Source organism: Limnohabitans sp. Rim8, from assembly GCF_945901735.1.
Classification (GTDB): domain Bacteria; phylum Pseudomonadota; class Gammaproteobacteria; order Burkholderiales; family Burkholderiaceae_C; genus Limnohabitans_A.
In genome coordinates this window covers 1-12689 of the sequence record NZ_CAMDLM010000057.1, presented here as the reverse complement: position 1 = coordinate 12689, position 12689 = coordinate 1, and the positions used below count along the sequence as shown (strand labels likewise).

General features: G+C 57.7%; 14 protein-coding genes, 1 tRNA gene and 1 pseudogene. 11 read left to right on the top strand and 5 right to left on the bottom strand.

The window, feature by feature from the left end; translation table 11 throughout:
* The 6 genes from atpG to Q0O99_RS17200 form a co-directional block, all read left to right on the top strand.
* A partial coding sequence (gene atpG, locus Q0O99_RS17225) for a F0F1 ATP synthase subunit gamma (RefSeq protein WP_293753201.1) occupies positions 1-867 on the top strand: 867 nt, incomplete at its 5' end.
* A gap of 38 nt (positions 868-905) precedes the next feature.
* Positions 906-2309 carry a F0F1 ATP synthase subunit beta gene (gene atpD / locus Q0O99_RS17220; protein ID WP_293753200.1) on the top strand — a complete coding sequence of 468 codons (1404 nt, stop codon included), beginning with the start codon at positions 906-908 and terminating at the stop codon, positions 2307-2309.
* 69 nt (positions 2310-2378) lie between these two features.
* Positions 2379-2792, top strand: a complete 414-nt coding sequence (locus Q0O99_RS17215) for a F0F1 ATP synthase subunit epsilon (RefSeq protein ID WP_108352574.1) — start codon at positions 2379-2381, stop codon at positions 2790-2792.
* Positions 2793-3068: 276 nt separating this feature from the next.
* Positions 3069-3518 (top strand): nuclear transport factor 2 family protein, encoded by a 450-nt coding sequence (locus Q0O99_RS17210; RefSeq protein WP_293753199.1) that lies wholly within the window; start codon positions 3069-3071, stop codon positions 3516-3518.
* Positions 3519-3524: 6 nt separating this feature from the next.
* Positions 3525-4538 (top strand): alpha/beta fold hydrolase, encoded by a 1014-nt coding sequence (locus Q0O99_RS17205; protein WP_293753198.1) that lies wholly within the window; start codon positions 3525-3527, stop codon positions 4536-4538.
* The gene (locus tag Q0O99_RS17200; protein ID WP_293753197.1) at positions 4531-5082 is read left to right on the top strand and encodes a DUF2946 family protein; all 552 of its coding nucleotides are present in this window, start codon (positions 4531-4533) and stop codon (positions 5080-5082) included. The genes Q0O99_RS17205 and Q0O99_RS17200 overlap by 8 nt, the downstream gene beginning before the upstream one ends.
* Before the next feature lie 42 nt (positions 5083-5124).
* Here Q0O99_RS17200 and Q0O99_RS17195 read toward each other — a convergent pair whose 3' ends face one another.
* Positions 5125-5640 carry a c-type cytochrome gene (locus Q0O99_RS17195; protein ID WP_293753196.1) on the bottom strand — a complete coding sequence of 172 codons (516 nt, stop codon included), beginning with the start codon at positions 5638-5640 and terminating at the stop codon, positions 5125-5127.
* Positions 5641-5779: 139 nt separating this feature from the next.
* Here Q0O99_RS17195 and Q0O99_RS17190 point away from each other — a divergent pair.
* Positions 5780-5855 (top strand) — tRNA-Arg (locus Q0O99_RS17190).
* Positions 5856-5959: 104 nt separating this feature from the next.
* Here Q0O99_RS17190 and Q0O99_RS17185 read toward each other — a convergent pair.
* Together Q0O99_RS17185 and pyrE are read right to left on the bottom strand one after the other, a co-directional pair.
* Positions 5960-6631, bottom strand: a complete 672-nt coding sequence (locus Q0O99_RS17185) for a helix-turn-helix domain-containing protein (protein ID WP_293753195.1) — start codon at positions 6629-6631, stop codon at positions 5960-5962.
* A gap of 376 nt (positions 6632-7007) precedes the next feature.
* Entirely contained in the window at positions 7008-7712 is a 705-nt protein-coding gene (pyrE, locus tag Q0O99_RS17180) for an orotate phosphoribosyltransferase (protein ID WP_293753194.1), read from the bottom strand.
* On the opposite strand from pyrE, the gene Q0O99_RS17175 reads away from it, so the two are divergent.
* On the top strand, positions 7711-8514 hold the full coding sequence (locus tag Q0O99_RS17175) for an exodeoxyribonuclease III (protein ID WP_293753193.1): 804 nt from the start codon (positions 7711-7713) through the stop codon (positions 8512-8514). The two genes, pyrE and Q0O99_RS17175, sit on opposite strands and share 2 nt — an antisense overlap.
* Positions 8515-8620: 106 nt before the next feature.
* Here Q0O99_RS17175 and Q0O99_RS17170 read toward each other — a convergent pair whose 3' ends face one another.
* Positions 8621-9337, bottom strand: a complete 717-nt coding sequence (locus Q0O99_RS17170; RefSeq protein ID WP_293753192.1) for an SAM-dependent methyltransferase — start codon at positions 9335-9337, stop codon at positions 8621-8623.
* A gap of 118 nt (positions 9338-9455) precedes the next feature.
* Here Q0O99_RS17170 and Q0O99_RS17165 point away from each other — a divergent pair, with 118 nt between their 5' ends.
* Complete coding sequence (locus Q0O99_RS17165; protein WP_293753191.1) at positions 9456-10097, top strand: MBL fold metallo-hydrolase; 642 nt, start codon at positions 9456-9458, stop codon at positions 10095-10097.
* 48 nt (positions 10098-10145) lie between these two features.
* On the opposite strand, the gene Q0O99_RS17160 is transcribed toward Q0O99_RS17165, so the two are convergent.
* A complete protein-coding gene (locus Q0O99_RS17160) occupies positions 10146-11018 on the bottom strand; it encodes a M48 family metallopeptidase (protein ID WP_293753190.1) in 873 nt (290 codons plus the stop codon).
* A 131-nt stretch (positions 11019-11149) separates the two neighbouring features.
* On the opposite strand from Q0O99_RS17160, the gene Q0O99_RS17155 reads away from it, so the two are divergent.
* Complete coding sequence (locus tag Q0O99_RS17155; RefSeq protein ID WP_293753189.1) at positions 11150-12502, top strand: AmpG family muropeptide MFS transporter; 1353 nt, start codon at positions 11150-11152, stop codon at positions 12500-12502.
* Between the two features lie 4 nt (positions 12503-12506).
* Positions 12507-12689: pseudogene (locus tag Q0O99_RS17150) on the top strand (serine hydrolase); the annotation flags it as partial.

The following is a 12689-nucleotide window of genomic DNA, read 5'->3' as shown; positions in this document are numbered from 1 at the left end:
CTACGCACCAAGATCAAATCGGTGGAAAACACCAAGAAGATCACCAAGGCCATGGAGATGATTTCCGTCTCCAAAATGCGCAAAGCGCAGGAGCGTATGCGCACGGCCCGGCCTTACAGCGAGAAGATTCGCACCATTGCGAGCCATCTTGGCCAGGCCAACCCAGAGTATGTGCACCCCTTTATGAAGCGCAACGACGGCAAGTCGGTGGGTTTCATTGTGGTCACTACGGACAAGGGTTTGTGTGGTGGCTTGAACACCAACTTGTTGCGTGCCGTGACGGTTCAATTGCGTGAAACACAAACCCAGGGTAAAACCCCTGTGGCGGTGGCCATCGGTGGCAAGGGTCTCGGGTTTTTGAACCGTGTCAATGCCAAGGTGGTGTCTCATGTGACACAACTGGGTGACAAACCGCACCTGGACAAGCTGATCGGCCCTGTCAAGGTCATGCTCGATGCGTACGCTGCTGGCGAAGTGAGTGCGGTGTACCTGTGCTACAACAAGTTTGTCAGCACCATGGCGCAAGTGCCTACCATCGACATGCTGCTGCCCTTGTCTGCCGCCGATATGCAGGCCGAAACCAAAGCAGCGGGTCACACCCACGCTTGGGATTACATCTACGAACCCGATCCCCAATCGGTCATTGACGATTTGTTGATCCGCTATGCAGAGGCTCTGGCTTACCAAGCTGTAGCCGAAAACATGGCCTCAGAACACGCAGCACGGATGGTGGCCATGAAGGCCGCCACAGACAACGCTGGCAATGTGATTGGCGAACTCAAACTCGTCTACAACAAGACCCGTCAAGCCGCCATCACCAAAGAACTGTCGGAAATCGTCTCTGGCGCAGCCGCGATCAGCGGTTGATTCCCAGTTCAGCAAATTCAAATTATTTGGAGCGAAAAATGCAAGCCCAAGGAAAAATTGTCCAGTGTATTGGTGCCGTGGTCGACGTGGAATTCCCACGCAACCAGATGCCCAAAATTTATGACGCGCTCAAAATGGACGGCTCTGCGCTGACCCTGGAAGTGCAGCAGCAACTCGGTGACGGCATCGTGCGCACCATTGCGCTCGGCTCATCCGACGGTTTGCGCCGCGGTTTGATCGTGTCCAACACCGGCAACCCCATCACCGTTCCCGTGGGCAAAGCCACACTGGGCCGCATCATGGACGTGCTCGGCTCACCCATCGACGAGCGTGGCCCCGTCAGCCAAGAACTGACCGCATCGATTCACCGCAAAGCGCCTGCTTACGATGAACTAAGCCCTTCACAAGAGCTGCTGGAAACCGGCATCAAGGTGATTGACTTGGTTTGCCCGTTCGCCAAGGGCGGCAAGGTCGGCCTGTTCGGTGGCGCCGGTGTGGGCAAGACCGTGAACATGATGGAACTGATCAACAACATCGCTAAGGCGCACAGCGGCTTGTCCGTGTTCGCAGGTGTGGGTGAGCGTACCCGTGAAGGTAACGATTTCTATCACGAGATGGCCGATTCCGGCGTGGTGAACCTCGAGAACCTGCCAGAGTCCAAAGTGGCCATGGTTTACGGTCAAATGAACGAGCCCCCAGGCAACCGTTTGCGCGTCGCCTTGACTGGTTTGACCATTGCTGAATCCTTCCGTGACGAAGGCAAAGACGTGTTGTTCTTCGTGGACAACATCTACCGCTACACCTTGGCCGGTACCGAAGTGTCCGCTTTGTTGGGCCGTATGCCTTCCGCTGTGGGCTACCAGCCTACATTGGCCGAAGAAATGGGCCGTTTGCAAGAACGTATCACTTCGACCAAAGTCGGCTCGATCACTTCCATCCAAGCTGTTTATGTGCCTGCCGATGACTTGACCGATCCGTCACCTGCTACGACCTTTGCTCACTTGGACTCCACCGTGGTGTTGTCTCGTGACATCGCTTCGCTCGGTATCTACCCTGCGGTCGATCCCCTGGACTCCACCAGCCGCCAGCTCGATCCATTGGTGGTGGGTATTGACCATTACGAAACCGCCCGCGCTGTGCAAGGCACATTGCAGCGTTACCGCGAACTGCGCGACATCATCGCCATCATGGGCATGGACGATTTGGCACCTGAAGACAAGCTGGCCGTGGCCCGTGCCCGCAAGATCCAGCGTTTCCTGTCGCAGCCTTTCCACGTCGCTGAAGTGTTTACCGGCTCTCCCGGCAAGTACGTCACCTTGGCTGAAACCATCCGTGGTTTCAAGATGATTGTGGCTGGCGAGTGCGATCACCTGCCAGAACAAGCTTTCTACATGGTCGGCACCATCGATGAAGCATTCGAAAAGGCCAAAAAGGCAGCTTAAAGCCGTGCCGCGGGGTCGCTGTTCAGCCTTCCCGTAGCCCGCTTGAACGCACCTTTTTAAGGAGAAAACATGAACACCATCCACGTTGATGTGGTCAGTGCAGAAGAGTCCATCTGGTCGGGCGAAGCCCGGTTTGTGGCCTTGCCCGGTGAGTCTGGCGAACTGGGCATTTACCCACGCCACACGCCACTGATCACCCGCATCAAAGCCGGTTCGGTTCGCATCGAGAAGGCCGACGGCGGCGAAGAATTCGTTTTCGTGGCCGGTGGCATTTTGGAAGTGCAGCCTGACTGCGTGACCGTGATGTCGGACACCGCGATTCGCGGCAAAGACCTCGACGAAGAAAAAGCCAATGCGGCCAAACAATTGGCCGAAGAAGCTCTGCGCAACGCCAACAGCGAAATCGATTTGGCTGTTGCGCAGTCTGAATTGGCGGTGCTGGCGGCCCAGTTGTCGGCCCTGCGTAAATACCGTAAAAAGTAATTTGATTTTGTTCAAGCCAGTCTGAGCTAGGCAACAAGAAAATGACCCAAACCCGGCACAGTCCCTTGTGACCGGGTTTTTTCTTGGGGTGTTTGGATTCATCAAGCACCATGTCACATCATGAGACGCGAACGCAGGGCCGATTCGAGCAAAAACCATCAGGCAAAACAGTCTGAATCGAGCACCACCAGCCAAGTGAAGCTGAGCCAAAGCACGGTACAAGAACAGGTAAACAATGCAAAATGATGCGATGAACCGCTGGACCAGAACAAGCCCATGAAACGCGCAAAACTCCAAGCGGCAGTGGTCGGCGGCACGCCGGATGAAATCGAACAGGCCTTTTACGAAGCCTTGCACAAAGCCGACATCGAAAAACTCATGTCATGCTGGGCGGAAGAGGACGACATCGTCTGCGTGCATCCGGGTGGCGGACGCCTGATTGGGGCGGGGGCGATACGCGCCACTTTCGAGGCCATGTTCAACAATGGCAGTGTTCAGGCATTTCCCGAACGGGTCTACAAGGTGGAATCATTGGCCAGTTCAGTGCACCACCTGGTTGAAAGGGTGGAAGTCATCACACCGCAAGGAGCAAGGCAGGCCTACGTGATCGCCACGAACGTCTACCACAAGACCCCGCAAGGCTGGCGCATGGTGGCCCACCACGCCAGTCCAGGCACGCCCCAAGATGCCGTCGATGTGGAAACCAAACCCACGGTCTTGCACTAAAAGCGCATGCAATACCAAGCACCCGCCTGGCTACCCGGTGGACATGCCCAGACGATTTGGCCTGCACTGTACGCGCGCACAGTAGCGGGGACGATCCCACCCATGAGCAGAGAACGGTGGAGAACACCCGACGCTGATTTTTTGGACATCGACAAACAGATGGCCAGTCGAGCAGATCGACCCATGCTGGTCCTTTTTCACGGTTTGGAAGGTTCTTCGATGAGCCACTATGCACAGGCATTTGCCGCTTGGGCTGATGAACAAGACATGCATTTTGCTGTGCCCCATTTCAGGGGCTGCAGTGGTCAGTTGAACCTCGCGCCGCGCGCCTACCATTCAGGGGATCATGCAGAGATCAACTGGGTGTTGGAGCGACTTCGCAGTGAACACCAGGCCGCAGGGGGTCAAATACTGATGGCCGTTGGCATTTCCCTGGGAGGCAATGCATTGATGCACTGGGCCGCTTTGCAAGGTCATCAAGCTACGCTCAAAGCCGATGCGATAGCCGCCATCTGCGCGCCACTTGACCTGATGCAAAGTGGACTCGCCATAGGTCGGGGGTTGAACCGGCAGATCTACACGCCCATGTTTCTACGCAGCATGAAGCCCAAGGCCCTGGCCAAATGGGCGCAACATCCAGGCCTGTTTGATAAGGCGGCCTTGATGGCCGCCAAAGATCTCTATGCATTTGATGACGTCTTCACTGCCCCTTTGCATGGCTTCAAGGGAACCGACGATTACTGGACCCATGCGTCAGCCAAGCCCCTGATGCGCGACATTCGATTACCCGCGCTCGCGCTCAATGCCTTGAATGACCCTTTTGTACCCGCCAACAGTCTTCCAGCTAAGGGCGATGTGTCCAACAGCGTGACCCTCTGGCAACCCGAGCAAGGCGGCCATGTTGGGTTTGCACAAGGGATGTGGCCGGGTCATGTGAGGGCAGCACCTGAAGCGGTCGGCGGCTGGTTGTTGCAGGTCACAGGACAGAACACAAAGACAAGGGAGGCAAGACATGGATGACATCGTTCGGCAAGCCATGGTCAAATGGCCTGATGTCCCGGATTGTTATGGTTGGCTGGGTCTGGACAGCCGGGGGCAATGGTGGATGCGCGATGAGCGGGTGCAAGCACTGGGCGCTTTCCAAAGCGGTCAGCCTGGCGTCAAAGGCTCGTTGTTGAGACATGAAAAACTGATCGACTTCATCCAACGCAACTATGAGTTCGATGCGCAAGGGCAATGGTATTTCCAGAACGGACCGCAAAGGGTTTACGTTGAACTCGAGATAACGCCCCACATCTGGCGCATTGAAAATGACTTCACGGTGATGGCGCACACCGGGGTGATGGGAGAGGTCCACAAAATTCTGGTGGACGAAAATGGCCTGGTCTACTTGGACACCACACGGGGTTTGGGGCTGGTGCACACACTGGATGTGGCCAGGGCTGCGCAAGCGATAGAGATGGGGCGATGGACTTTGGAGGATGCTGCAGCGAAGGATTTGCCTGCCCTTTATGCGTATGAACTGAGCCCATTCAAGGTGAAAAGCGGACAAAAACAGGCATAAAAAAACCGACGCTGCACGTCGGTTTTTTGGGGAGTTGTCAAATTATTTGGCCGCTTCTGGGGCTTTGGGCTCGTCGAACTTGCCACCCCCTGAATTGGCCAAGTGGACCACTGCGCGTGCAATCTCGGTATCGTTGAAATCGCCACCACCCTGGGCACCCATCGCTCCCTTGCCCTTGAGGGCGGAGTTCACCAAGCCTTCAAGGCCTTGGCCCAAACGTGCACGCCATGCACCGGCATCTGCAAACTTCGGTGCGCCAGCAGCACCGGCGTCATGGCATGCCGCACACTGTGCTTTGTAAACGTCAGTACCAGGTTTGAGAGGGCGATTGGCATCGCGCACTTCAACAACACCCACCTTCTGGATGCGCATGGCCGTGGCTTTTTCGGTATTGACCGCGCCCGCAGCGGGCTTGTTGGCCGAAGTCACGTAATACACCAAGCCAATGATGATGAACACTGGGATGACAAAAGAGGCCAAACTCAACAAAAGCATCTGCTTGGGGGTTTTGACCGGGCCGGTGTGGGCTTCGTGCTGATCGTGGCTGTTGTCGCTCATGAGATCCTCTGTTGGGGCTTGACCACAAGGGCCAATGTGTAGATCAAAAACAACCTCAGATTATAGCGTTGCACCCTTCATCGAACTTTCAAATCAGGTGATCAACAGTGCAGGCGTGACATAATCCGAGCATTAAAGTGCGGCTGTAGCTCAGTGGATAGAGTATTGGCCTCCGAAGCCAAGGGTCGTGGGTTCGATCCCCGCCAGCCGCACCATGGTTTTTTTCGTCGCCCTGTGAAAACACGGCAGACTCAAGCAGCGCAAGGCCGACTGATGAACAAGCGTCTTTTTGCAAGATCCAAGCAAACGGCGCCAAGATTCAGGTTCTGCAAGAGGCGATCACGCCAGTCAGGTAGGCATGTAACCAGACCGCCGACATGGGGCCTGATACCACCTGGATCGATGAACTGGCGCCTGCAGGCATGCTGGCTTTCAAATCTTTTTCGGCTGTAATTAACACCACCGACAAAGGCGTATTTCCACGCTGGTTAAAGTTTTCAAGAGCCTGAAAAGTCTTTTCTTGTTGGGTCCTTGGCATTGACATTTCGACCACAATCATGTCGGGTTTTTGGCTTGACAATTCCAGCAATGCCTCTGTCACCGAATCAAAGAAATTCACACCAATCGGCAATTTCCATAAAGCGCATTCCGCTTTGAGTTTCACAAACAAAGGTGGCGATTCGATCACGACCGTGACATTGGGCTTGTGCGAGGGTTTGTATTGAGAACCCACCACATGTCGTGAAACTGTTTGGTAAGACATGATCGAGTCCAGCGATATGCGGCGATGTCCGCCCCGGGTTTTCCATCCTTTGAGGTCACCCTGATCGACCAAAGTTTGCACCAAGGTGGTGGACAAACCCAAAATGCGAGCAGCTTCGGCAGTACTCAAAAATTGAGGCGTCTGAGTCACAGCCTTGGATGAAGAACTGGTTTTGTTGACTGTGCTGGGTCGATCTGTAGCGATCACTGGGGAAGTTTCATCGGACATATTGATGCTCCAGATCTAAGTTGTTATTTCACCGTTCACGCCAAGCTTGCGTGACGCTTTGTCGCCCACCCAGACGAGGCACGCGGTCGTGTGAGAGGAAAAAATCCAAAAATAGGTCATTCTGGAGAAATCAGGGCGGATGAAATATTAACTACGTTAAAAACGAAATTCTCGCCAAAAAAAAGGGCCAACGAATCCGCCAATTGGCGTACTGCCGTTAAATAAAAAACCAAAAATGGTGATTTCGTGCAAAAAAATGTTTAGCCCCGAAAGTCAGTGGCGTTGCATCGCACCGTCTGGGATTAGCGCGGACCTGTGAAGCGCGCTCGAATTCTTGCGAATGCAAAGCGACACGCTCAAGTCAAAACAGACCAGCTCAGACGCCGTAACGGTCTCGGTAGGCCTGCACAGGGCCCAGGTGAGCTTGCAACTCCGGCTGGTTTTGACCGGCCAGGAAAGCCAGCAGGTCTGAAAGTTGGGCGATGGTGCTCACCTGCATGCCCAAAGTGTGGCGCACATATTGAACCGCGCTGTGCGACAAGTCCTTGATCGTGCCGTCGGCCTGTTTTTCAGTGGCCATTTCCTGGCGATCTAGCGCAATCGCGATGGCATGTGGTGTGGCACCTGCGGCCTGGATCAGCGCAATCGACTCGCGTGCAGCGGTGCCTGCGCTCATCACATCGTCCACGATCAGCACGCGGCCCTGTAGGGGCGCACCCACCAATGATCCACCTTCGCCGTGGTCCTTGGCTTCTTTGCGGTTGTAGGCAAAGGGCACATTCTTGCCTAGGCGGGCCAACTCGATGGCCACCGCTGCACCCAGGGGGATGCCCTTGTAAGCCGGGCCGAAGATCATGTCGAACTCGATACCGCTGGCCAGCAAGGCTTTTGCATAGAATTGCGCCAGTCGACTCAGCTTGGCACCGTCGTCAAACAGACCGGCGTTGAAGAAGTAAGGGCTCATGCGACCGGCTTTGGTCTTGAATTGCCCAAAGCGCAAGACGCCCGAATCGACCGCAAACTGCACAAATTCCTGAGCGAGCGCCTGCATCTCGGCGCTGCTTGCCTGTCCTGTCACCATGGGGAAATCCTTGTTCAAACTCACCAGCCTCAACCTCAACGGCATCCGTTCGGCCACGACCAAGGGCGTTGAAGCCTGGCTGGCGCAAGAGAAACCCGATTGTATTGGCGTGCAAGAGGTCAAAGCCCAAGCCCCCGATGTGGCGGGTAAGTTTGAAGAACTCGCGGGCCTCAAGGGGTACTTTCACTTTGCCGAGAAAAAAGGCTACTCGGGCGTGGGTGTTTACACCCGCCACGAACCCAGTGACGTGGTGGTGGGTTTTGACGGCGGCGAGTTCGACGTCGAAGGCCGTTATGTCGAAACGCGCTTCGACACGCCTGCACGCAAGCTGTCCATCATCAGTGTTTACTTTCCCAGCGGTTCGTCTGGCCCCGAGCGGCAAGAGGCCAAGTTCCGGTTTTTGAGCGTGATGTACCCGCACCTGATGGCCCTGAAGGGCGAGCGAGAGTTCATCGTCTGTAGCGACGTGAACATCGCGCACCAGCAAGCTGATTTGAAAAACTGGCGCAGCAACCAGAAGAACAGTGGCTTTCTGCCCGAAGAGCGCGCCTGGATGACCCAATTGACCACCGAAGGCGGCTTGGTGGACGTGTACCGCCGCCTGCAGCCGCACACCACCGACGCGTGCTACACCTGGTGGAGCAACCGAGGTCAAGCCTATGCCAACAACGTGGGCTGGCGGCTGGACTACCACCTGGCCACACCTGCTGTGGCCGAAAAGGCCCGCACCGAGCACATTTACAAAGGTGAAAAATTTTCCGACCACGCCCCGATCACGATCGGCTACGACCTGAGTTTGTGACTTGTGGCGTGGTGAGCATGGACCCCGGACCCAGTCCGGGGTGACAGTCAAGCGTTGTCATACCGGACAATTTGCTTTGTCATCCCGGACGTCATCCGGAACCATCTCAATGGCGCGTGTACGTCAGCATGCGTCCCTTGTAAGCCTCTGCGCCATCGTGAGTGGCCTGGTCCAGCACTTGTTCGTACATCGTAAAACCCGCCTGTGCCATGTGTTTGTGAAAGGCGGCGCGGTTGCCTCGGTTGGGGTCGATCACCCAGATCTCTGAATGGACGGCAGCGTGTTCGTCTATGAATCGCGCCAGTGTGCCCGCGTCGTCGCGCTCGTACAAGATGTCACTGCCCACAATCAGGTCGAACAGGCCGCAAAGCGGCGCATCCTGGGCATGTGTGAGAACAGGCAAGCCGTCATCGCGGGCGGCAGCTGTGCCCCACAGCCCATGACGGTAGGGCATGGGCAACAAGCCATTGAGGCGGGAGTTCTCGTCCAAAAAAGCATGCGCCAGCGGGTGGCAATCGCTGGCCGTGACCTGAGCCCCTCGGCGGTGCGCCACCAAACTGGCCAGGCCCAAGCCACAACCGATCTCCAAAATGCGCTCGCCAGTCACAGGGCGGCGCGCCATGCGCTCGGCCAAGCGCATGCCCGAGGGCCACAGCAGGCCAAACAGGGGCCAGGTGGCGGATGAAATACCCAGGTTCAACGCTTCGTCCAGAGGATCGTAGAACTGGTGCTTGTCGAGAAGGGAGCGGATGAGCAAGTCGTCCACGCCTGCAACCGCAATGCTTTCCTGTTTGGTCAGGTAGCCGGGTGAACTGGTTTGCAAAAAAGCTATCGGTGCAGCGCGCAAGCCAATGATCAAAAGGCGCTGGCTGATGGGGAATGTACACCAAGCCTAACTGAGTGGGGTACCTTGCACCTTGGCTTTTGGGATAATCTAGTTCATGCTGCAATACCAAACTATTCCCGTCACGCCCTTCCAGCAAAACTGCTCACTCGTGTGGGACGACCAGAGCCGCCAGGCGGCAGTCGTTGATCCGGGGGGCGATCTGGATTTGATTTTGGACGCGGTGCGCCGCCATGGCCTCAAGCTCGAGCAGATCTGGATCACCCATGGCCATCTGGACCACGCCTCGGGCACGGCCGACTTGGCCGAGCAACTCGGGGGCTTGCCGATCATCGGGCCGCACCCGGCAGACCAGTTCTGGATCGATGGCTTGCCGCAGGCCGCTGCGGCCTATGGTTTTCCGCCTGCGCGGGTGTTCAAACCCACGCGCTGGCTGGCCGATGGCGACACCGTCACGCTGGGGGCGCACACTTTGCAGGTGCGCCACTGCCCGGGCCACACGCCCGGCCATGTGGTGTTTTATTCACCCGACATCAAGCGCGCTTTTGTGGGCGATGTGCTGTTTGCCGGCAGCATTGGCCGCACTGATTTTCCGCAAGGCAACCACGACGATCTGATCGCCAGCATCACCGAGCGCTTGTGGCCCATGGGCCATGACACCGTGTTCATTCCCGGGCACGGGCCTGAGAGCACCTTTGGCCGCGAGCGGCAGAGCAACCCGTTTGTGCGTGACCGTTAAGGGGATGGACACCCGATCAAGTCGGGTAGGAGGCCTCAAAGGGGTGCATTAGCCCCGGCGGGCTTGTTCGTAGAGGTGCTGCACCTTGGGCAAGTTCGCTTGCAGTTCCTGAATGCGGTTGTTGCCGCTGGGGTGTGTCGACAAGAACGAGGGGCCACCGTTGTTACTGGCCGCTTGCATCTTCTGCCACAAAGTCACGCTGGCTTCGGGCCGGTAACCGCCGCGCGCGGCGATCTCCAGGCCCACCAAGTCTGATTCGGTTTCGTCGTCGCGGCTGTACTTCAAGGTGAGCAATTGTGTGCCCAAGCTGGCCGCCGCATCGCCCAAAGAGCCCAGCCCCAGCAATTGCGAAGCAATGGACAAGCCAATGCCAGTGGCCTGGGTTTTGGCCAGGCGCTCACGGGCGTGTTCGCGCAGGGCGTGTGCCATCTCATGCCCCATGATCATGGCCACTTCGTCGTCGTTCAGACGCAGCTGGTCCAGGATCCCGGTGTAAAACGCGATCTTGCCGCCGGGCATGCACCAGGCATTGATCTGTTTGTTGCCAATCAGGTTGACCTGCCACTTCCAGTCTCGTGCGCGCTGGTTCCAGGGCGTGGTGTGCGGAATGAGTTTTTGAGCGATGGTGTGCAGGCGTTGCAGTTGCGGGTGGCCGTCGGGTGCCAATGCGTTTTTGGCACGGGCTTCGGCCAGTACCTGTGCGTATTGCTGGCGGGCCGAATTTTCCAGCGTCTCGGCGGGCACCAAGTTGCGCAAACCCGAGGCCGAGCCCACATCGACCTGGGCCAGCGCCGAGCCTGCGGCGCCCGCACCAGCGGCCAGGAGGAAGGCCCGCCGGGCTTGCCAGCGCGGCGATGAAGGGGCCGTTGCGTCGGCATCGGCGTGGGCGGAGGAGGTTTTGAGGTTGCAAATAAAGCACATGGTCTGTAAATCATAACGAATGCAGCGGGTCTTGCATGCTTGTACGTTGTACGCGCGCGATGTACGGGGGGCAAATGTCTTCGGCGACAGCGGGCACTGCCGCTGCTCGCGCTGCAGTTGATAATCCGCCAATGTCTGACCTTGCCCCATCTGCCCCCCAAAACGGCCACACGCCACCTGCCACGGTGCGCACCTGGCGCGAGGCGCTGCGCCTGTACCTTCAGCCCGCCAGCTTGCGCATGCTGGCGCTGGGCTTTGCGGCGGGCCTGCCGCTGCTGCTGGTGCTGGGCACGCTCAGTTTTCGGCTGCGCGAGGCGGGCATTGACCGCAGCACCATTGGCTACCTCAGCTGGGTCGGGCTGGCCTATGGCGTGAAATGGATGTGGGCCCCGCTGGTCGACCGCATGCCCATTCCCTGGCTCACACGCCAACTGGGCCGCAGGCGCAGCTGGCTGCTGGTGTCGCAGCTGGTCATCGCGCTCGGGCTTGTAGGCATGGCCCTGAACGACCCTTCACAACTGCTCGGTCCCTTGGTCGCTTGTGCTTTGGCGGTGGCCATCGCTTCGGCCACGCAAGACATCGCGCTGGACGCCTACCGCATTGAATCGGCCGAAGTGAATGCCCAAGCCGCCTTGGCGGCCAGCTACCAGACGGGTTACCGCCTGGCCATGATCTGGGCCGGTGCGGGCGTGCTGTGGATTGCCGCCTGGGCGCAAGGCGAACAATCCACGGGCTATGCCCAGTCGGCATGGCAAGCGGGTTACTTGGTCATGGCGCTGAGCATGCTGCCCGGCATGCTGGTGGTGCTCGGTTCGCCCGAGCCGGTGCCCGCACCCTTTGCGCCTGCGCGCAACGTGGCCGAGTGGCTCAAGGGCGCGGTGGTCGAACCTTTTGCTGATTTCTGGCTGCGTTACCGCTGGCAGGCCGTGCTGCTGCTGGCGCTGATCGCGGTCTACCGCATCAGCGACGTGGTCATGGGCATCATGGCCAACCCGTTTTATGTGGACATGGGTTTCACCAAAGAAGAAGTGGCGACTGTCACCAAGTTGTACGGCGTCATCATGACCTTGGTGGGTGCATTTTTAGGCGGCGCCATGGTTCTGCGCTGGGGCGTGATGCGTGTGCTGATGCTGGGCGCAGTTCTCAGCGCATTGACCAACATGCTGTTTGCTTGGCTGGCCTTGCACGGACACGATGTGTATGCCTTGATCGCCGTGGTGTCAGCAGACAACTTGGCCAGCGGCATCGCGTCAGCCGCCTTCATCGCGTATTTGTCTTCGCTGACCAATGTGCAGTACTCGGCCACGCAGTACGCACTGTTTAGCTCGCTCATGCTGTTGGCGCCGAAGTTTTTGGCGGGCTTTTCTGGCTTGGCGGTGGACGCCGCGGGCTATGCATGGTTTTTCATGGGCACGGCCGCTTTGGGTGTGCCCGTGCTGTTGCTGGTTTGGTTGGCCAGCCGTTTTCATTCTTCAGGAGACTAGACCTATGTTGCACACCTTACCCTCACGCCGCCTGACACTGCTTGCCGCCGCCTTGTTGCTGCAAGCGGGATGGGCATGGTCGCAAGCCTTGCCCACTGCAAGCCCTGAGTCGGTGGGTGTGTCATCTAAACGATTGGAAAAAATCTCGCAAACCATGCTAGCCGAGGTGGAGCAAAAACGCTTGCCC